General features: G+C 36.3%; 20 protein-coding genes, 1 tRNA gene, 1 pseudogene and 1 other annotated feature. Of the genes and pseudogenes, 16 read left to right on the top strand and 6 right to left on the bottom strand.

Annotated features, from left to right (window positions below; translation table 11 throughout):
- Positions 1 to 72 precede the first annotated feature (72 nt).
- The 3 genes from ACZ5XR_RS13655 to ACZ5XR_RS13645 form a co-directional block, all read right to left on the bottom strand.
- Complete coding sequence (locus ACZ5XR_RS13655; RefSeq protein ID WP_464501875.1) at positions 73 to 1,296, bottom strand: IS110 family RNA-guided transposase; 1,224 nt, start codon at positions 1,294 to 1,296, stop codon at positions 73 to 75.
- A 382-nt stretch (positions 1,297 to 1,678) separates the two neighbouring features.
- Positions 1,679 to 1,933, bottom strand: coding sequence for a hypothetical protein (locus tag ACZ5XR_RS13650; protein ID WP_464502159.1), 255 nt, complete (start codon positions 1,931 to 1,933; stop codon positions 1,679 to 1,681).
- Between the two features lie 443 nt (positions 1,934 to 2,376).
- Positions 2,377 to 2,460: transfer RNA gene (locus tag ACZ5XR_RS13645), tRNA-Val, on the bottom strand.
- 129 nt (positions 2,461 to 2,589) lie between these two features.
- On the opposite strand from ACZ5XR_RS13645, the gene ACZ5XR_RS13640 reads away from it, so the two are divergent.
- The 12 genes and pseudogenes from ACZ5XR_RS13640 to ACZ5XR_RS13585 form a co-directional block, all read left to right on the top strand.
- A complete protein-coding gene (locus ACZ5XR_RS13640; RefSeq protein WP_464502158.1) occupies positions 2,590 to 2,736 on the top strand; it encodes a hypothetical protein in 147 nt (48 codons plus the stop codon).
- Positions 2,737 to 3,029: 293 nt separating this feature from the next.
- A complete protein-coding gene (locus tag ACZ5XR_RS13635; protein WP_464502157.1) occupies positions 3,030 to 3,371 on the top strand; it encodes a VOC family protein in 342 nt (113 codons plus the stop codon).
- Positions 3,372 to 4,791: 1,420 nt separating this feature from the next.
- Entirely contained in the window at positions 4,792 to 6,225 is a 1,434-nt protein-coding gene (gene ltrA, locus ACZ5XR_RS13630) for a group II intron reverse transcriptase/maturase (protein WP_464502156.1), read from the top strand.
- 233 nt (positions 6,226 to 6,458) lie between these two features.
- Positions 6,459 to 7,220, top strand: coding sequence for a hypothetical protein (locus ACZ5XR_RS13625; RefSeq protein WP_464502155.1), 762 nt, complete (start codon positions 6,459 to 6,461; stop codon positions 7,218 to 7,220).
- A 63-nt stretch (positions 7,221 to 7,283) separates the two neighbouring features.
- On the top strand, positions 7,284 to 7,514 hold the full coding sequence (locus tag ACZ5XR_RS13620) for a hypothetical protein (RefSeq protein WP_464502154.1): 231 nt from the start codon (positions 7,284 to 7,286) through the stop codon (positions 7,512 to 7,514).
- Positions 7,515 to 7,640: 126 nt separating this feature from the next.
- Positions 7,641 to 7,781 carry a hypothetical protein gene (locus ACZ5XR_RS13615; RefSeq protein ID WP_464502153.1) on the top strand — a complete coding sequence of 47 codons (141 nt, stop codon included), beginning with the start codon at positions 7,641 to 7,643 and terminating at the stop codon, positions 7,779 to 7,781.
- Between the two features lie 161 nt (positions 7,782 to 7,942).
- The gene (locus ACZ5XR_RS13610) at positions 7,943 to 8,227 is read left to right on the top strand and encodes a hypothetical protein (RefSeq protein ID WP_464502152.1); all 285 of its coding nucleotides are present in this window, start codon (positions 7,943 to 7,945) and stop codon (positions 8,225 to 8,227) included.
- A gap of 536 nt (positions 8,228 to 8,763) precedes the next feature.
- Entirely contained in the window at positions 8,764 to 8,928 is a 165-nt protein-coding gene (locus tag ACZ5XR_RS13605; RefSeq protein WP_464502151.1) for a hypothetical protein, read from the top strand.
- A gap of 151 nt (positions 8,929 to 9,079) precedes the next feature.
- Positions 9,080 to 9,300: a binding site (T-box leader), on the top strand.
- A gap of 45 nt (positions 9,301 to 9,345) precedes the next feature.
- On the top strand, positions 9,346 to 9,867 hold the full coding sequence (locus ACZ5XR_RS13600; protein WP_464502150.1) for an N-acetyltransferase family protein: 522 nt from the start codon (positions 9,346 to 9,348) through the stop codon (positions 9,865 to 9,867).
- A gap of 162 nt (positions 9,868 to 10,029) precedes the next feature.
- Complete coding sequence (locus tag ACZ5XR_RS13595; protein WP_464502149.1) at positions 10,030 to 10,992, top strand: HEAT repeat domain-containing protein; 963 nt, start codon at positions 10,030 to 10,032, stop codon at positions 10,990 to 10,992.
- A gap of 262 nt (positions 10,993 to 11,254) precedes the next feature.
- A complete protein-coding gene (locus ACZ5XR_RS13590) occupies positions 11,255 to 12,487 on the top strand; it encodes an aminopeptidase (protein WP_464502148.1) in 1,233 nt (410 codons plus the stop codon).
- 213 nt (positions 12,488 to 12,700) lie between these two features.
- A pseudogene (locus ACZ5XR_RS13585) lies at positions 12,701 to 13,106 on the top strand (Ger(x)C family spore germination C-terminal domain-containing protein); the annotation flags it as partial.
- Between the two features lie 35 nt (positions 13,107 to 13,141).
- On the opposite strand, the gene ACZ5XR_RS13580 reads toward ACZ5XR_RS13585, so the two are convergent.
- Complete coding sequence (locus tag ACZ5XR_RS13580) at positions 13,142 to 14,074, bottom strand: response regulator (RefSeq protein ID WP_464502147.1); 933 nt, start codon at positions 14,072 to 14,074, stop codon at positions 13,142 to 13,144.
- 4 nt (positions 14,075 to 14,078) lie between these two features.
- Entirely contained in the window at positions 14,079 to 15,398 is a 1,320-nt protein-coding gene (locus tag ACZ5XR_RS13575) for an ATP-binding protein (RefSeq protein WP_464502146.1), read from the bottom strand.
- 232 nt (positions 15,399 to 15,630) lie between these two features.
- Here ACZ5XR_RS13575 and ACZ5XR_RS13570 point away from each other — a divergent pair, with 232 nt between their 5' ends.
- The gene (locus ACZ5XR_RS13570; RefSeq protein WP_464502309.1) at positions 15,631 to 16,605 is read left to right on the top strand and encodes a glutaminase; all 975 of its coding nucleotides are present in this window, start codon (positions 15,631 to 15,633) and stop codon (positions 16,603 to 16,605) included.
- Between the two features lie 25 nt (positions 16,606 to 16,630).
- Positions 16,631 to 18,259: an APC family permease gene (locus tag ACZ5XR_RS13565; RefSeq protein WP_464502145.1), complete on the top strand. Its 1,629-nt coding sequence runs from the start codon at positions 16,631 to 16,633 to the stop codon at positions 18,257 to 18,259.
- Positions 18,260 to 18,542: 283 nt separating this feature from the next.
- Here ACZ5XR_RS13565 and ACZ5XR_RS13560 read toward each other — a convergent pair whose 3' ends face one another.
- On the bottom strand, positions 18,543 to 19,277 hold the full coding sequence (locus ACZ5XR_RS13560; protein WP_464502144.1) for an IclR family transcriptional regulator: 735 nt from the start codon (positions 19,275 to 19,277) through the stop codon (positions 18,543 to 18,545).
- A 137-nt stretch (positions 19,278 to 19,414) separates the two neighbouring features.
- Between ACZ5XR_RS13560 and ACZ5XR_RS13555 the strand changes: the two genes are divergently transcribed.
- The gene (locus tag ACZ5XR_RS13555) at positions 19,415 to 20,290 is read left to right on the top strand and encodes a dimethylarginine dimethylaminohydrolase family protein (RefSeq protein ID WP_464502143.1); all 876 of its coding nucleotides are present in this window, start codon (positions 19,415 to 19,417) and stop codon (positions 20,288 to 20,290) included.
- A 20-nt stretch (positions 20,291 to 20,310) separates the two neighbouring features.
- Positions 20,311 to 21,072, top strand: coding sequence for a dimethylarginine dimethylaminohydrolase family protein (locus tag ACZ5XR_RS13550; RefSeq protein ID WP_464502142.1), 762 nt, complete (start codon positions 20,311 to 20,313; stop codon positions 21,070 to 21,072).
- The last annotated feature ends 129 nt before the right edge of the window (positions 21,073 to 21,201 follow it).

Below are 21,201 nucleotides of genomic sequence, written 5' to 3'. Positions count from 1 at the left end.
GACGCAGCTCATTCGTTTTTTAAAAAAAGGGAGAGCGCCTGATTTTTGGTAATGGTTATATGTTGGATTGGATCAGGAAACTTCAGGTTCTTTTATTGATACTGTATAACCTAGACTTTCAAGTCTTCGCATGGAGTGACGAACAATAGATTGCTGTTTTTGTTTATCAAAATAATCTTCTCCTAAGTCAACATACATTTCTTTCCGAGTTAAAAGATAGTAGGAGATTCTTAACATAGCATGGGCAACGACTATGGCTGCTTTTTTGCTTCCCTTTCGTGCAGCCGTTCGTCTATACATATGACCAAGATAATTTTTAGATCCTCTGACGGATTGGGCTGCTTCAGTTAAAGCTGATTTTAAATATTTGTTTCCTTTTTTGGATTTCGCTGATTTTCTTTTTCCAGCGCTCTCATTATGTCCAGGTACTAGTCCTGCCCACGAACATAAATGAGCTGCGCTTGGAAACTGATTTTTGACGTCGGGTCCAATTTCAGCTAAGATTTGCTCAGCCATACGAGTGGCAATCCCAGGAATTGAATCTAATCGTTCAATATCTTCCTGAAATGATTTGACTCTTTCGGAAACTTCCTGATCAAGCAAATCAATTTGTTCGGTTAGAAAATCTATGTGTGTAAGAATCGTTCGAATCATCATTCGTTGATGAGGACGGACATAGCCTTTAAGAGCGAGTTCAAGATCGTCTTTCTTTTTCTTTAAGGTTCGTCGAGCAAGACTAGCTAGTTTAACAGGATCATCTTCACCATTTCCAATGGCTCGAAGCATATCTTTAGAGGAAACACCCATAATTTCAGATACCACAGAAGCAAGTTTAATATTAGCACCCTCTAGAACCTTCTGAATTCTATTATGTTGTCTAGCACGTTCTTCGATAATACTCCGACGATACCGAACCAATTCTCGTAGCTCTCGCTGATTTCGATCTGGAATGAAGCTAGCTTTAAGTAATCCGTGACGAAGAAGCTTGGCAATCCATTCAGCGTCTTTTACATCTGTTTTACGTCCTGGAACTGCCTTCATATGTTGTGCATTCACAACTAAAAACACAATGTCTTCGGCTTCAAGAATATTAACAATCGGTTTCCAAAAAACACCTGTGCTTTCCATTGCCACATGAGTACATCCATGTTCTTTAATCCAATCAATCATTTTTAATAGAAAAACAGTTTTGGTTGAAAATGTTTGAATCTCCTTTCCTTTTGGTGTGATAATACATGCAGTAATACTATCTTTATGGACATCCATACCGCATGCACGTTCAATGATGACTTCCATTGAGAACATCCTTTCTACGGCAAATATAAATGGAGGCTGGTGCAATAACCAGAACAGGATTAATCTCCCATAAGTGCTTCCCGTAAGGGAGCGACAGTCTGTGATGCACCGTGGTCGTTGGAGTCAGACTAACGGATGGGCTCTAATGGCACCATAGCTTATCGACCTTCTTCTCCCAGCCGTAGTTGCAGTATTGACGGTTATAGTTCATTTTCATTCGCTGTGGTGCAGCGCGTTTTTTGCGCTGCATGGTTGGCTAACGGGGGCTTTAGTTGAAAAAGATTTAACTAAAGTGGTGTCAACGAAATTTACAAAATAAAAACCCCTCGGCTATAGAGGGGCAAAGTTCAATTTATTATGGTATAAAGTAAATCATCTCATTTTATACATTTCCTCCGCTACCAATGATTGGTTTGAAGTCTTGGTCAAAGATCTGCCCATCGATTGTTTCATTGTTATCATTGATAGTGCTTGGATTATTTGTAATTACATTATTAATACCATAACTCCCACCAATGTTTAGATTATACTTTCTGTTGGCGTCCATTCCATTAATAACAGTTTCACCAACATTGACTGCTGCATTGGGTTGGGGTGAGTTTACATAAAGAACTCCTATATTTATAATTGAAGGCAAGCATTTTATCCTCCCATCTTGCTCTATCTTAATAAATAGGAAGCAACTATTTATTCAAGCTATTACTAATATGTATATAAATTCAGACAAGTTCTGTCAGGGTCAAACATCATTAAAAGGATAAAATTAACTTTTTTCCTAAGAAATGCAATAACCCCTACTCACTGATAGTGGCATTACCATTCTCTTTACGATTTCCGTCATATCATCTTTTCCAACTTCCCCGAATGGCTGTTGTGGAAAAACCTAATGAAATTTACAAGATTGCAATTGAATTTTTTGAGGATAATATATTAACTAAAGTGGTGCTTATGTTAAAGATGGGAATGCTGCGCGGATCTCATCTTTTTGTTCTTCAACTAAAGTGGTTACTTGAAGATGACGTTCCAAAAGTATATAACCAAAAAAAGAGAGGGTTAATGCCTCTCTACATTCTTTGTTATAGGACTTGATGGGATTTGAACCCATAAAATGCACAAATGATAACGTAGCTATGTTCTAGCAGCCCTACCCTGAGCTACAAGTCCTAAAGATAGTCTGTGAAGTATTATAGTATTTATTCTAAAAAAATTAAATGAATGTAACACCCACATCCTTGTATAATTCCTATCCTCTCCATAAATAATATGAGAGATTAACCAAAGGAGATGATCAGAATGGAAACAAAAGATGATTTTTTAACCGGAGCAAAAGTAACAAAGGATAATCAAATTTATGGAACGCCTAATAGCAAGAGCAAGAATGGAACCGGTGACTCACCAAATGATAATGTCGGTAAGCATAACAAGGGACCTAATCGATAAATGTACAGCTAAGAAATACTTGGCTGCTATTTTTTGTTACTACTAGTTTTGGACTTGTAGGTGCGGTATGTTTTTTCATAAAGATATTTTCCAAGTAAATAATTTGTTAACAAAAGCTGTTGGTGGCGATGCATTAAGGATGCATCGCCTTTTTCCTGTTCGACTACCGATGCAGGTAAGTTAAAGAAGAGATAGTTATCCTAATGTTGGTAGACAGGTATATCCATTATTATCATAAATATAATTTAAAAGTAGGATTTATTATTTAAAACAAATTAAGAAAGGGTGGAAGAATGAAACTCAATCACCTTAATCTTACTGTTACTGATGTCTTAGCTGCTCGGAATTTTTTAGAGAAATATTTCGGTCTAAGTTGTGGAGCAAGCCGTGGGAACGGATTTGCTGTAATGTTTGATGACGATGGTTTCGTCTTAACTTTAATGAGGGGGAGCGAAGTTCATTATCCAAAAACGTTTCATATTGGATTTCAACAGGAAAGTAAAGAAAAAGTGGACAAAATAAATCAACGTTTGAAAGAGGATGGATTTGATATACAGCCTCCTCAACAGTTACATAGTTATACATTTTATGTTGAGGCACCTGGAGGGTTTACAATCGAAGTGCTTTGTCAATAGAAAAGGGAATTATCAGGAAATTGAAGGAGACCTAGCTACCATTCTCGGCAGCTTTTCTTATTGAAGTAACAGTCAGTTTAGTTCAATAAACATTTTTGAAATAAAACTAGGGAATCCCAATTTTATTTTTCATTAAAATATACTTTTGATTATCTTGAGTTTGGATTAAATACTTTTTTGCAGGGTATAACTAACTTTAAAAAAGGAAAATGTGATGATAGGGCTAATTATAGCAGCAATCATATTTAATTTCATTGTATTTAAATACAATAAACGACTAAATCTAAACCAAATAATTCACATTTGGGTGTGTACTATTGCATTTCGACAAACCTTTGATGTTTTTGCTGATTTTAAATATCATGGTTACTGGTATTTTACAAAAGATATAGATTGGATTGCGTTACCTTTCCATCTTGTGTTAATTCCACCAGTTAATATTATGTTTTTAAATTGGTTTCCGTTTAGAACTAAAATAATAAAACAAATTTTTTACATTATCTTTTGGGTAATATGGTGTTTAATTTATGAACGTATCGCATTACTTCCTAAACCATGGGGTTACTTCCATTTGGGATGGTGGAAACTATGGTATGACGCAATTAGTGACCCGATACTTTTGCTTTTCTTATTAGGTTATTATAAATTGGTTTGTTATTCAGAAAAAAAGCTCATTCTTAGATAATATCTCAAAAAAAGATTAGCAAAATTGTGAATTATGTACTTAAACTAACGGATGCAAGAGTACAAGATGGATCGCTGCGGCGGTCTTTTTGTGCGACGGGCAGTCGCATAGAGTGTTAACTCAGTTAACACTCTTCTTTTCATTATCTGAAAGAGACGTCATCTCGGTGAAACGACTTGGAGAGGATAATGAAAATGAATCCCAGATGGTGAAAATCCATACCCGAGGAGACTGACCTAGCTCGGGAAGCTTAATCTAGGGCAACACCGTGAGGTGTTGTCTGAAGGAGATGCGGTAAATCGAGAGAACCGTAAGCGAATAGGTAGACCCTAATGCAATAAGTGTGAAGCACGGCGGCGAGATAAGTTGGCGACTTTTCGAAAAGTAAGGAAGCCCTCTCAAAAAGGCATTTCCTTTAGAAGTCAGAACGAGGAAATGTGACTTATAGCGTGATGGTGCAGGGTATGCTTAGAAGGGAAATGCGATGACCCCGTGAGAACTCCACCCTACCGAACAGGCAGGGTTCTAGTCTATAAGGGTAACCCGAAGTGACGAAGAATGGGTGGAGTAGTCAGACATTCTCATAGTACGGAAGTAACTTGATGACCATAACATCAAGTGAACGGAAGGGGAATGACCTATGGCTCCAAGTCATGAACAAGATGTAATGTTAACAATCATGTTACTGCGGTAAAACCGTTTGAATGTACATCAAGGAAAGGCGTGGAATACGCAATGAATCAAGAGTGGAAATTTAAGCTACACAGTGTTTATGGACAAATATTATTCGACCGAAGACTAACCCAATGCTTTAAACAAGTGAAAGCTAATAAGGGTGCAGGCGGTATCGATGGAGAAACAATAGAAAGTTATGAAGCTAATTTAAATGAAAACATCATGGCACTTTTAGACAGATTAAAGGCAAAGACCTATCAAGCTCAGCCAGTAAGGAGAGTTTACATTCCCAAGAAGAATGGGAAGAAACGACCACTTGGAATACCAACAATTGAAGATCGCATTGTACAACAAAGTGTAGTGAACGTACTTCAGCCCAAATTTGAAGATAATCTATTTCATAGTTGGTCAGTAGGTTACAGACCGAATCGTGGAGTTCAAAGAGCTTTACAAATAATTCTGTGGAATATTGAGCAAGGCTACAATCATATCTACGATTGTGATATAAAAGGATTCTTTGACAATATCCCTCATAAGAAACTAATCGAAGTTCTTAAGAAATATGTTTCGGACCGTACGGTCCTAGGGTTGGTTGAACAATGGCTGAAGGCTGGACACATGGAAGAAGGCAAACTAATCCACTCGGATTATGGAACCCCTCAAGGTGGTGTAATTTCACCACTTTTAGCAAATGTGTATTTAAATGAACTTGACTGGGAATGGGACTTGAACAACATTCGTTTTGTCCGCTATGCGGATGATTTTCTCCTCTTTGCAAAATCGAAAGATAGCATCGAGAGTGCAGCTTCTATAACTAGGGATAAGTTGAAAGAACTTGGACTTGAGATATCTAAAGAAAAGACTAAAATCGTCAACTTTAAGAAGGATGATTTTGATTTTCTAGGTTTCACGTTCCATCACTGGAGAAAAGGTAAGAAAGATAACAAGCTAGAATTTCATGTAACTCCAAAGGAAGAATCCGTCAAAGATTTTCGGTCGAAAATAAAGGACAAGACCCGTAAAACGCTTACGCTGAGTAAGGAAGAGTGGATTGAGCGAGTGAACCCAATTATCAGAGGGAAGGTCAACTATTACCTAACTATAGTTAATGCTATAAAAGATAATATTAGTCGAGGGATTCCAAACCACTGTATTACAAGGTGGGTTCGAAGAACCCTGAAATCTTTAGATGGATACATAAGGAAAAGACTAAGAGTAGCTTTTATTCATAGACATCCTTCCCAAAGAAAAGGGATGAAGATGCAAAGTATTTGGAATAATGCCTTCTTTCTTAACATCAATCTGATTCCAACTTATTGGCTCTATTTAAATAAAGCATATGGATACACAAAGGAACAATACCTAAGTGATATGTCCAGAAAAGTTAAAAGAGACATTCAGAATCGAATCAAACGAGCAAAAGCAAAAGGTGAGGAGTATTTCACACCTCACCGTGTCCAAAAGATGCAAAATGCCTGGAATGCATCCTCTTGATTAAATTGTAACATTTGGTAAGCCGTATGCCTTAATAGGGCACGTACGGTTTGATAAGGGGGAAGCCTTGAGAAAGGTTTCCCTACTTTATTGCTGTTGTGCTAACGAGGGACGTTAGTTCAACAAGGAGTATGAAATAAAGGATTAAATTTCCGTTTGCAAAAAATGATGAGTATAGTAGAATACGCATGTTTATAACAATGAAAAGCTATCTTGAGATGAGGTATGAAAAAATGAAATTTCTTGCGTTTTCTATAATATTTGCTATTTTTTATGGCATCTTTGATTGGGTCATAAAAAAAACCAATTTTCATCACAAATTATTTGATAACAAATTACTTGGGAAGCCTCGAAAGTATAAATTTAAATTCACCAGAACTGTTTTAATTTTAATCATCGCTTTCTTTACATTCATCTTAGAGTTAGAGAAAGGTTCCTTAAATGAGAAATATGGTAAATTCAATTATATAAGTATTATTATAGGTGCCTTTTTGAGTTCTATTTATGTAAACTTTGCTCCATTGATATTTAATAGAAATCCCTCATTAAGAAAAGATAATTTAAAAGGTATAGCGAAATTAATGTATCAGGATGTATCAGATGATCCTTGGGATAAGGAGAACCTTACGAAAGAAAATTTAGATTTCACTATTGGCAGCATACGATTTATTGATATGTACTCAAAAAGATTAATGAATACTAAGCTTCTGAATGAGCACCAAGATAATTTCGTGCGTCGAATTGGTGCATACATTGGGGAAGTGATTAAACGTAAAATAAACCGGGACTTTAACTGGTACGATATGGATTCAGTAAAAGAATATTCTGTTAATGTTGCTGGATTAGAAAGCAGAGAAAATCAAAGTGTTCTTTATTCCCAGAAGAGGGATATTGTTATTTCACCCTTATCTGAAGTATTTCAATTCCTAGAAGGAAACTCCCCATATACTAATTTACAAACTTATGTAGAAGAAACGATTAAGAACAATTCTTGAATACAAACTGAGAAAAAATTATTCACCTATCGGATGCGTTAATTAATTTCACGGGGGCTATTTATGAAAATAGAAGTAAAAGATGATGACAAAGTAATAATTGATGGCTTTGAATTTTATGGGCATATTGACCAAAAACAATTTTGTTCTAAATGCCAGATAAATTTAGTTTACCATGAAGATTTTGATGCTTATTTTAGTCCTAAATGTAATGATTGGACTGAATCCAAATGTAGTGACCCTGATTGCGAATACTGTCCTAACCGTTCTGAAAAACCATTACCTCACAAATAGAGTTATTGAAACTAACGAGTGCAAGAGTTCAAAATGGGTCGCCGCGGCGGTCTTTTTTGCTGTGTGCACTAACGGGGAAGTTGGGGGGTAATAACCTTTATCATATGAATCAGGAGGCTGATAGTAATGCCTGAATCTTTATCAATGTTCTATGATGTGGTTACATCTTCAACAATGTATAAAAAATCTGCCGAACTTAATGAGTTAGCTTCAAAAATAATACAGGCTAAAGAAGAAAAGAAATACATGATACATTTTGGAGTATAATCCTTTTTGTTTTTTATCTTATTGAAGTAACGGTAGCAGGTTTATTGAAGAAGGAGTTGAGTTCGTAATATCACTACAGAATATATACGATATAAACATTGAACAAATATAGACCAATACACTACAACATAAACCTCATAAATCGTAAGGTGGAGATTATAATGACAAGTTCTGGAGAAGTAAATAAGGTAATTCGAAAAATCATAAACCCTACTCTAAAAGAAAATGGCTTCTCTGAAATTAAGGGCAGAACCGCCTGGGGATGGCACGATGAATGCATTTGGGTCTTTAACATTAGAGCAGTAGGTGCACATCACTCATTTGTATCTGGATGGTCTCCGTCATCACTAGTTGTCTATTTAGGAATTTGTTATACCTTCTTTCCTGAAATCGAAAATATCAAAAAAGATGAAAATGGAATTTGGTATCCTAAAGAATGGCAATGACAAAGACGGGCTCAGTTAACATGTAGTTATGACCAATTAGATTTTACAAGAGATATTGATAGCACACTTCCTGGTGAAAAAACAAGAAATGATATTTGGTGGATACAAAATGACGGAAGTAATAATGCCGAAGCTATTACAGATATTAATAATCGCTTTTTAAAGTATGCCGTAAAATGGTTTAAAGAAAAAAGTAACAAAGAAATAGCACTTCAAGAAATTAAAAATTTTAATAGTTTGCATTTTGATTGTATTGAGAAAGATATTATAACTCCTAGTAATTATTTGGGGAGTTGTACTTAAAGTAACGGGTAGCTTATGTTCAATAATGGGATGGCTGCAGCGATCCGTTTCTTATTACGCTAACGTGGCAGCGTTTAGTGAAAGATGGAATAATTGTTTCAAAGGATAGGTTCTTATTGTCAAATAAAGAACTAAAAGAGAAATACAATGAATTAATTAAATTAGTTAAAAAGATTGTGAATGATTGAGATCCGATTGGTTTACTACCATCAGCCCCCAATGATGAATATTAAATGGAGATAGGAAGGATTGTTGCTTTACTAAGTAAAGTTCACTCTTTAAATACTCTTGCAGAAGGGATTGGTGTAATCTTCACGAAAGCTTTTGACTGGAGTTTCACTAAAGAAGAGTGTTTACCTATTGCACAAAAAATATGGGAAGATGTTAAAAAGATATAAGGTATTCTTATTCAGCTACCGGGTAGCTTTTGTTAAACAAAGGGTTGCTGCGGCGACTCTTTTTCTTCTTGAACTAAATGGGCAGTTATGTTTAAAAAGAATATTGACGAAATATTAAGAATTTGGTATCTTAAGTAAAAAGTTTCCATATTCAAACACATTGATTAGGAGTATTAAGGAATGTTTATTGTCCAGAGAGCTGCCATCCTGCTGAAAGGCAGTCAATGAATTTCCCCAACTCGCCTAAGAGTGGTTAGACTGAAATGTAGGTCTAAACGGTTTAAAATCCGTTAAAAAGCAATGAGAAGGTTTGTTTGATTTACAAACCAAAGAAGAGTGGTACCACGTTAGGTTAAGCCTATCGTCTCTTTAGAGGCGATAGGCTTTTTATATTTTAAATAGGGAGGCTTAGTAAGTATGATTATCAGAGAAGCAAAGTTGTCAGATGCTGAAGGAATTTCAAAAGCATATGTTGATAGTTGGAAATCCACATATAAAAACATTATTCCTGACACATTTTTAGAAAGAATGACTTATGAAAAAAGAATACCCCAATGGACTACTAACATTTCAAATGCTGATAATTACGTTTATGTAGCAGAAACTGAAGATGGAGAAATCGTTGGAGTTGCTGTCGGAGGAAAAAGGGAAACAAATCAATTTGAGAATTCAGGAGACTTGACTGCTATCTATATCCGTAAAGAATACCAAGGTCAAGGAATAGGAAAAAAACTAGTCGAAAAAGTGTTCACAAAGCTAAAAGAGCTTGGTTATCATAGGATATTTGTTGAAGTATTAGATGACAATAAATCAAAATTCTTTTATGAAAAAATGGGTGCGGAATTTTACGAAATGACCACAACGGAAATCCAAGGGAAAGAATTAGGCTTGGCTGTTTATGACTGGAAAGATGTAAATTCAGTTCTTGAGCCGAGTTAATTAAATTCCTCTCCAGGGGAAATCACCAGGAAGAACTATTTACGGTTAATAATACGAACCTAACTGCCGAAGAAATATCTGCCTTTATTAGTTTTTTTTGATGTGTGACCGATAAAATCAAATCTTTTTTAACTTGGAGGAGTATTATTGAGCGATTTTGACTTGAAGGATTTAATTCAACGTATGACCGAGAAAACCGAAAACGTACAAATCATTAAAACCCAATTCGGTGATCGACAGGTAAAGACAAGCAGCGGGAAAGTTTCTTGGGATGCTCATCAAGAGGCAAAGCAATTGGTGGATCTGTCACTTGTGCCGAAACTTGAACAGCTACTTACCTCTGCGAAAGACAAGGAACAAAAAAAAGCTGTCTACTTCATTTTAAAGCATATTGGCACTAATACCAGGGATCGGCATATTGTTGAAATATTTCTTAAAAGATTACAGAAAGAAAGCGATCCATATGTATTGTACTTCCTTTTTCAGGGGATTGAAAACCAATTCGAATTCCAGAATATAGAGCCAATTATGCCTTATCTAAATGACAGGCGTTCCATGGTGCGTCATGGAGCCATCACTTCTTTGAGAAAATGTAAGAATCCTGAAGCCGAAGATTTGCTTCTTGACATATTGGAAAGAACCAAAGATGAATATGATCTAAAATATTCATTTGGGTCATTGTATGGGGTGGGTACCATGCGGTCGCTACCACTATTGACTAAAGTGTTTGAGCAACTAAAAGGGGAGTCCAAAGCACAAGTGTTAGGGTTGCTCAGCAAACTTGGAGGAGCACCATATCAATCTTATTTTCTTAAAGCCATTTCAGACAGGTCTCCAATTGTTAAATGGTCGGCAATGGAAGCAATTAAGAAGCACGGGAATGAGGAAGCAATTGTTCCAGTGATACAACGAGTCAAGGCTATACTAGCAAAGGAGCGCAAGGTGGGACAACTTCCAAAATCAGAACTTATTGAGGGTTTGGAGTTCCTTAACCAATATAGAGGAGATAAAGAAGCTATCAAGAAATTGTTTGAGTGGGTTCGAAGTAAAAAAATGGATTTTCTATTTGAAGAGGAAAAGGAACAGTTTTTGGCACTCGAAAGTGGGAAGCCGTTACCAGAGTAATGTAAGGCGTACCAACGGCTATTTTTTTGGTATATTACATTCAACGCAGTGTCTTTTATTCGGACAGAATTGTGAAACATTACACTTATAGTAACGGAGGCTATACTTCAAGAAGGATTTTCGCAAAATCTTATCCGGCTGATAAATAAAACATTGTTTCATAAAAAAAGAATAGTCAGTCTACTTTTGTGTCAATTTTCAATTATTTATATTATAATTCAGATGATTGTTCTGCAAAAATCGTTAAAATGGAGGGATTTAAATGTCTCAATTCGAACACTTATTAGAGAAATATGCTGAACTTGCTGTTAAAAGTGGAGTGAATATCGTTCCAGGACAAACATTACAAATAAATGCACCAATTATTGCTGCAGAGTATGTTCGTAAAGTTGTTAAATATGCATATGAAGCGGGGGCTAAGCATGTAAACATCGATTGGAATGACGATATAGTTACTCGTACAAAATATGAATTAGCTCCAGATGAAGTTTTTGGAGAATTTCCAGCTTGGAAAGTAACTGCAATGGAAGATTTAGCTGAAAAAGGTGGGGCAGTTCTTTCGGTGATTTCACCGAATCCTGAATTATTAAAAGGAATCGACCCTAAACGTATTGCGACTTTTAACAAAACAGCTAACAATGCATTACATAAGTATCGTGAATATATGATGGCTGATCGAATTCGTTGGTCTATCGTTGCAATTCCATGTATAGAATGGGCAGAAAAAGTTTATCCAAATGAAACGACTGATAAAGCGTTGGAATTACTTTGGGAATCTGTTTTCAAAATTTGTCGTGTTGATAATGAAAATCCAGTTGAAGCTTGGGTAAAACATAATGATTTCTTACAAGAAAAAGTTGTTCAATTAAACGACAAACGTTATAAAACAGTACACTACACAGCACCAGGTACTGATTTAAAACTAGATTTAGTTAAGAATCATGTCTGGAAAGGTGGTGGAGCAAATAGTGAGGACGGAAAATGGTTTAATCCAAATATTCCAACTGAAGAAGTATTCTCTATGCCTCATAGCCATGGTGTAAATGGTACTGTTACAGCTACACTTCCTTTAAATTACGGTGGAAACCTAATTGAAAATTTCTCTTTAACATTTAAAGATGGTAAAGTAATTGATTTCACAGCGGAAAAAGGCTACGATACATTACAACATTTACTAGATACTGATGAGGGTGCTCGTCGTTTAGGTGAAGTAGCGTTAGTGCCTCATGATTCACCTATTTCAAACACAGGTTTAATTTTCTTTAACACTTTATATGATGAAAATGCCTCTTGCCATTTAGCACTTGGTAAAGCATATCCAAACAATATGAAGGACGGAGAAAAGCTACCTTCTGAAGAGCAAGCAAAATTAGGTATTAACCAAAGTTTAACTCATGTTGATTTCATGATTGGATCAGCTGAACTTAATATTGATGGAATTAAAGAAGATGGCACAGTAGAACCAATTATGCGTAAAGGTAACTGGGCATTCTAATTATAATGTTTAACATAAAAAGCTACCTATTCACGGTAGCTTTTTTTATAAAGGCTCTTTTCGGATAGAGAATTAAATTTTGACATGATAAAATCGTAACTAGTATCCAAAAAAACCTCAAAGAATTATTTCTTCTTTGAGGAAAATAAAAAAAGGTACTGTATCAAGGCGAATCAAAGGCATCCTTTTTGACATTAAATTCAATTTATAATTCGGTCGTCAAGAATTTTGCCTCCTGTTTCACTTATTAAATTAGATAGGAAGCTGCAGCCAGGATCCAGTTTTCTTATGCAGAATTTGATTTCGGCAAATGGACAGATGAAATTTGCAGGAGCTGCCATGATAAGAGGAAAAACAAAAAAACTGCGCGGATTTTTAAATGAAGATGAATTGGAGGCTGTAATATGGCTGACAAGCAAGGGGAAAGATGGTGTGTTTGAAAAGCTATGATCTACAAACAAATAGCATCATCGTATATGTGGTAAAGTCTATGAAAAGTAAAATCAGATCTCATGTTAAAAGAAATAAAATCTCTTTTGATGTAAACATTGAATCAGAAGGGCGATTAGCTGAGAAATGGAGTGTTTCGGGTACTCCATTTCGAAAAACTTCACTTAAATCGAGTTTAGTGAAGTTTTTCTGAATGTATATTCATTATTGAGATTCTGAATGTACTCGTTGGGCTTCAAAATAGAGAACTTGGATGAATTTTTTCGTATTGATCCGTGGAAGAGAGGTTGTCAATATTGAGCCATTCTTTAATTCCGTCATTTTGATCCTTACGGTTGTAAAGTCAAAAAACTTTGAGGCGTAATTTTCAAACTTCCAATTCGAAAAATCTGCAAGACCGAGGGAAGCTAAATGATTCAATGATTGATAAATAGCTCGGCGCACCCGTTGTTCCGTCGCTTTTATCTCTTTTTTTAACTCGCCCTCTGATGCGGAAGTTCCGAGCCTTTTTTTAGCCAAAGATACAAAAATTTCTTTGAGGATTGGAATGCCATTATTTAACGTGTACGTTTGTTTATTTTGATATAAATACTCCAGAATATCCAGTAAATCCTTACTGCCATTCTCTCCCGCGATCCCTAGTTCAGATAATAGAAATTGGCCGGAATTTCTTATGCTTTTTTGATTAACAACATTTTGTTTATCAGCCGGTCGCTCGAATTTTAGCACGGCATTTAGCGAATTGTGTATATCCTTTATCGATTTTTCCAGACGGATTAGTTCAATGACTTTTTGAACAATAGCCAATACCTCGATTTTGTTAACCGGTTTGGTAATATAAAATTCACTGCCAACCGAATAGGCTTCGGCAATCAGCTCTTTTGACTCTACTTGGGAGATCATAATGATTTTTCCTTTGAAAACCGGCTTAATTTGACGGATAGTTTCAAGTCCGTCCCGAATTGGCATTAACAAATCGATTAATAAAATATCGATTTGGAGCAAGTTCAACATGTTTCCATCTACAAATGAGCCATCTTCTGCTTCCCCTGCTACTTCTCCTAAATCTTCGTCCTCGATGATTTGTGCCAATATCGAACGAACTGCTTCATCATCGTCTATTATATAAAAAAGCATCAAATCACCCTTTCTTGATTAAGCGATCAACTGGCAATTGAATCATGAAAACCAAACCAGTTCCTTCTAGCGGATCCTCTACTGTAATAGTCCCTTCAAGCTGTTCGACCATATCTTTTACAAAGGATAATCCCATACCAGTAGATGGATTTCCAGAATGATCAAATTTAGACGTAAAACCGGGCTTGAAAATGGCATTTTTACGCTTGGGTGCAATACCGGGACCGTTATCTTCAATCCTGAATTCAATGAAATCTAGATCTCTTTTGATATCAATTGTAACGGTCCCCTCATCAATGATTGCTTCTACTGCGTTTGCAACGATATTATTGATGATCGATAGAAGGGTAAAAACATGGTAAAACGGATGATCGTCTTGAATTGAATATACAATTTGAATCTTCTTTCCAAGTAAAACTGCATATTTTTCATTTGTTCGTTTGATTATGGAAACAAGTTCATGGATGTCCATATAATCTGCCAAGCTTTCATCGGAAATGAGTTTTGAAAGTCCTGCAAAAATGCGTTGGTTGTCTTTTTTTATCTCATGGACTTCACCAGCTATTTTTAATGCTTGTCTGGCAATTTCTTCGCCATAATCAGCAAGTGTCTTTTCATTTTTTAAATCGATGACTCTTGTGTATAGATCAAATGACTTTTTTGTAATGTTTTCAGCGTTCAGTAACGTTTTTTTCAGATGGACGGATTCTTCATATAGGTTGGAAATGAGAAGGAGCATGTGTTCATTTTGTTTTCTAATGTGCTTTTCTTTTGCTTTTGCTTCATACAATTGCATGATCGTGAAAAAGCTTAGAACAATAAAACTGTGTGAAATCGCCATAATTAGGATTTCGCTTAATGCTGGTAACGTAATAGTAGTTCCTAATACGTAATATTGCACGGTTAATTCTATCATATCAGAGACTAGTTCGATTAAAATGCCAATAAAACCGATTAAAATAAGCCGATTATAAAACCGGTTGACTTTTGTTAAAGAAAAGAAACAAGCATAAGCCAAGTAAAAGAAGAAGCTAGAAAAATTGGATTTGAAAGAGGCGGCCAATTGAAAATGTTCTTCCGTTATAAATTCTAGCAGGATACGTAATCCTACTATATTTAAAGCGGTTAAAAACCCTGGTAAGATAGTCGGGATTTTATGAAACAATAACAAGAAGAATAAGAATACCGGAACTCCGAAACTGATTCGAAAGCTTGCATTAATTGGATAAAAATTCAATTCACCTGCAAGTGGAACGGTGATCATCATCAAAATCATAATGAAAAAGTCTTTTTTTAAGATAGTCCTGAAATACAAGTTTGTCACTTCCTAATTTTTCTGAAAATCAGTATACCGTTAGATTCGTCTAAACACAATAAGATGGCATGTTTAATTCATTAAAAAAAATAAAAAACTTTTTGTAGTTTTCTGTTAACTTTTGTAGTCGAGTTTATAGAATCAATTATATTTATGAAGTGAAAAAGTAGAAAGCGCTTTCTAATGTAGTTCCGTCATGATAGAAACAGGTAGGGAGGAGAAGAACAGAGTGATTCAAGAAATGGAAATGATACAAGGGGTTAAAGAGCAAAGGAAGGATCATTTAGATGAATGGGTGAAACATTTTCGTACGTTTGCCTCGGAAGGACAATGTGCAAGCTATATTCCAGCTTTAGGAAAGGTAGATGTATCACTGCTTGGTATTTGTATAGTAGGATCCACTGGACAAACATTAAAGTCAGGTGATTGGCAATCTACCTTTACTTTACAAAGCATCTCTAAAGTAATCAGCTTCATTGCTGCTTGTATAACTCGTGGTATTTCTTATGTGTTAGATCGGGTCGATGTTGAACCAACAGGGGATCCTTTTAACTCTATTATTCGTTTAGAAATGCATAAGCCTGGAAAACCGTTTAACCCCATGATTAATGCTGGAGCAATTACAATCGCTTCACTACTTCCGGGGGATTCAACAAAAGATAAATTGGAAGTTGTGTACAAACTAATTGAAAGAATGATAGATAAATATCCAATTGGAAATGAAGCAGTTTTCCAGTCAGAATGGCAAACAGCCCATCGCAATAGAGCTTTAGCCTACTATTTAAAAGAGACAGGTTTTTTAGAAGCTGAGGTGGAAGACACGCTAGAGGTTTACCTTAAGCTTTGTTCACTGAAAGTTTCTGTAGAAGATATTGCTTTAATTGGATTGATTCTTGCACACGACGGCTTTCATCCGATTAAAAACATTCAGATTTTTCCTAAAGAGGTGGCAAGGCTTACCAAAGCCTTAATGCTTACTTGCGGAATGTACAACGCATCTGGTAAAATCGCAGCTTTTGTCGGGCTGCCAGCAAAAAGCGGCGTATCCGGTGGAATATTATCTTTAGTTCCGCCAAGTGTAAAAAGTGATTGGCCGTTTCAAGACGGTTGTGGAATCGGCATATATGGTCCGGCTATTGATGAATACGGCAATAGTCTGACAGGTGTGAAGTTATTAAAGCATATAGCCCAAGAATGGGAATTATGTATTTTTTAAAAAATCTTAGAAAGAGGTCGAATGAATGAAAAGTAATTTACACAGAAGAATGGGTACTTTTGCCTTAACGATGACGGGATTGGGTTCTATTATTGGATCAGGTTGGCTATTTGGGGCATGGAGAGCTGCTCAAATTGCCGGTCCGGCTGCTATATTCTCCTGGATAATCGGTATGATGGTCATTTTATTAATAGCATTCTCATATTGTGAACTTGGCTCCATGTTTCCCGAAGCTGGGGGAATGGTTAAATATACACAGTACTCCCATGGCTCTTTTATCGGATTTCTTGCTGCCTGGTCAAATTGGATTGCGATTGTTTCTGTCATTCCAGTTGAGGCTGTTGCTTCTGTTCAATATATGAGTTCATGGCCCTGGCAATGGGCAAAGTGGACACATCATCTGGTGTCAAACGGCAGCCTCACCCTAAATGGCTTAATGATTGCCTCCGTATTACTGCTTATTTATTTTTTCATCAATTACTGGACTGTTAGTTTATTTGCAAAAACGAACTCTCTTATCACGGTATTTAAAATCATTATCCCAGGGCTGACGATTGGCTCACTTCTATTTGCAGGTTTTCATGGCGGGAATTTTACGTACAACCCGGGCACAGAAACCCATGGTTTGGCTAGTGTATTTACTGCCGTAGCAACATCCGGAATTATCTTCGCATTTAACGGTTTCCAAAGTCCGATTAATATGGCAGGTGAGGCAAAGAATCCTGGCCGTTCGATCCCTATTGCGGTAATTGGATCTGTAATCCTTGCTGCAGTAATCTACGTTCTCTTACAGGTTGCTTTTATTGGATCTGTGGATCCTGCATTATTAGTACATGGATGGCATCAGCTAGATTTCAATTCCCCTTTTGCTGATTTAGCTATTGCTCTAAACCTAAACTGGCTTGTCATCATATTATATTCCGATGCTTTTGTTTCTCCTTCCGGAACTGCCATAACTTATACCGCTACAACTGCTCGAATGATATATGGTATGCAAAAGAATGAATATTTACCGGAAGTATTAGGGAAAGTTCATCCACTATATGGAATACCACGTCCAGCAATGTTCTTAAACCTGGCAGTATCATTTCTATTTTTGTTTTTATTTAGAGGATGGGGAAAATTAGCTGAGGTGATTTCAGTTGCTACTCTCATTTCCTATATTACGGGTCCAGTAACCGTCATGACATTAAGACGGACAGGAAAGCTTTTGTATCGGCCTATTAAGGTAAAAGGCCTCAGGATTATTGCGCCATGTGGGTTTGTCTTTGCATCGTTAACTTTATATTGGGCTCGATGGCCGTTAACCGGACAGGTTTTATTTTTTATTATGTTAGGGTTTCCTATTTACTTTTACTATCAAGTAAAAATGAAGTGGAAAGGCTTCCGAAAGAATTTTATGGCAGGTCTTTGGATGATTGTTTATCTACTATGTATGATGTGTGTTTCCTATTTAGGAAGTGATAAGTTCGGTGGGAAAAATATCATCCCATATGGCTGGGATATGTTTCTGATTACATGTCTATCACTTGGATTTTATGTGTGGGGATTTAAAAGCGGGTTCGAAACAGAATATTTGCAAGAAGCCTGTAAACTGAATGAGGAAATGCGGGTTAATAAAGAAGCCGCAGAGCTTAAAGAAAGTGCTGTATAAAAAGTAATTCTAATATTGATTGTTTTATAGAAGGAGAGGACTTTCGTCACTTACAATTTGCTTAATAATAACTTTATTGATTTAAACAAACTGGAGCATTGATCCAATAAGGATTAACGCCATTTTATTTATACTTCTTTTGGCAATATCGAGGCTGTAGCTTCAACAAATTGGTTTTAAATTCGCTCTAAAATTATAAAAGTCAAAACAATTCTAACAAACAAAAAAGAAGACATCGAGTTTTCTGGTGAATGAAAACCCGATGTCTTCTTTTTACGTTTTATTATTTTCCCCCAAGTTTATGGGAAATACGTTTACCATATTCGATCACTTTTTCAATTAAAAAGTTTTGCCTTTCTTCCGTTAAATTAAAGTTTACATAACCAATACTTATTGCTCCGATAGGTTCATTCATGCGATTAAATATAGGGGCGGCGACAGATGAAGTACCAGGTGTTTTCTCCCCGTGACTCTCGCCAAATCCTTTACTCCGAATCTTCATCAATTCATCTGAAAAGCCTGGAGTTTCCTCTTGAGGTACCAATGATTGGATAATCTTTGCGGCATCACTGTGGGACAGATGAGCTAGCATAACTTTATTGGCTGCACCGATATTCATCGGGATTCGCATTCCAAGCTGATCATAGATGCGGATTGGATTATTGGGGCAGTCAATTCTCTCCATGACTAGTGATTCTAACCCAATTGGTTTACTAAAATAAATGCTTTCCTCCACTTCATGCATTAATCTCTCCATTTCAGGCCGGATCATTCCCACAAAATCAAAGGTATCATACATTTGCAAACCATATTCCAGCCACGCATTCCCCATGGAATACAATTTCAACTCAGGATCCTGTTGAATTAGCCCGTGCTTCTTCATGGATTGTAATAGTCGATGCATGGTACTGGCAGGTAAATCGCATTCCTTGGATAAATCGGTAATAGATATCCCTTTCTTTTCAGCATTTTTAGCTAGAACTTGGATTACTTGCATTGCCCGGTCAATCGTTTGCAAAATCAACCACTCCATTCTATAAAATTTAATTTTATCAGTAAATTCAAAATATATTGACAGGTAAATTCTGCTGATTTAATATTTTTATTATAACGTTTCCTCCTATAGGAAATCAATTCCACTATGCGGAAAAGGAGATGATTCACTTGCTCTCATCCATGTATAAAAAGCTCGATACAGTGATTTTAAAACACCCGAACGATGCCTTTGTTAACCAGGAACACCTTAGTCAACACTGGAAGAGATATAACTACATCCATGAACCCAATTTTAGTCTCGCACAACAAGAGTACGAAAAATTCCTTTCCCTCATCAAACAACACGTCAATAAGATTGAATTTTTACCTGCTGCCGAAAGCGTTGGTTTAGATTCTCTCTATGCACATGATCCCGTTAAATTCACGCCGAAAGGGGCCATTATTTTAAAGTCGGGAAAAAAATTACGCGAGCCCGAAGCAGAAGTATATAGGGGATTTTTACTAGAAAAAGAGATTCCGATATTGGGTGAATTGACAGGGGAGGCGAGAGCTGATGGGGGGGATCTAGTATGGCTTGATGACCGTATTTTACTTGTTGGACGTGGTTACCGCACAAATGATGAGGCGATTCGGCAAATAAAAGGACTGACGAAGGATTTTGTGGATGAATTGATTGTTGTACCGCTTCCACATTACCGAGATGAAGAGGAATGTCTCCACCTTATGTCGATTATTAGTTTAGTTGATGCTGATCTTGCCGTTGTTTATTCAAAACTGATGCCTGTTTTCTTAAGGCAATTATTAATAAAGCGCGGAATTGAGATGATTGAGGTTCCCGATGACGAATACGAAAAACTCGGGTGTAATATCCTTGCATTAGAACCGCGTGTTTGCGTAATGGTTACTAAAAACCCTTACACAAAAGAAAAATTGCTCCAAGCAGGAGCCACTGTTTACGAATATGAGGGAAATGAGATTTCATATTTAGGTACAGGTGGACCAACTTGCCTTACATGCCCTGTTGTCCGAATCTAAAAATTGGAGGAGATATAACTATGTTCAAAAACACGATTGTTAAGTTGCCTGGCGAAACGTATATAAATGGTTTAACCACGTCTAACTTGGGTACGCCCATTTTAGATAAAGCTCTTAAACAGCACAAAACTTATATTGAAGCCTTGAAAACCTGCGGGGTTGAGGTAACTGTCCTGCCAAGCAGTAAGGAGTTTCCAGATTCGACATTTGTTGAGGACACAGCGGTCCTAACACCAGAATTTGCCGTAATCTCCAATCCTGGAGCATCTACCCGGAATGGGGAAATCCATGAAATGGCACCTGTCATTAAATCGTTTTACGAAAACATTTACTATATCCAATCACCAGGAACACTTGATGGCGGCGATATTTTACAAATTGAAGATCATTTTTATATAGGTCTTTCTGCACGAACAAACCTGGAAGGAGCGCAACAATTAAAAGCCATTTTAGAATCAGAAAACTATCATGCGACTATTTTGAAGTTAGATAAATTCTTTCACTTAAAAACAGGCATTGCTTATCTAGGAAATCAAACCATTGTGGTAGCTGGTGAATTTATTGATCATCCAGACTTTTATTCCTATAAAAAAATTATTGTTCCGCCTGAAGAGGAATACTCGGCAAATTGTATTCGCGTAAATGACTTTGTTATCATCCCGGCAGGATTTCCAAAAACAATTCAGGCTGTAAAAGAAGCAGGTTTCCAAATTATTGAGCTTGAAATGTCAGAGTTCCAAAAATTAGACGGCGGCTTAAGCTGTTTATCCTTACGTTTTTAATGGAAAAATCATATATAAAATCAACCAACTTGTGTAAGCCTCTATGAAAAACACGACCAATATTTAGGGAAAAACTATTTAGGTTATTTTTTAACTTTGAATCGCTAAATTAAAAAGGGGTGTAAAACA

The sequence above is a fragment of the Neobacillus sp. Fa239 genome, from assembly GCF_055395235.1.
This window is presented reverse-complemented; position numbering and strand designations above follow the sequence as displayed.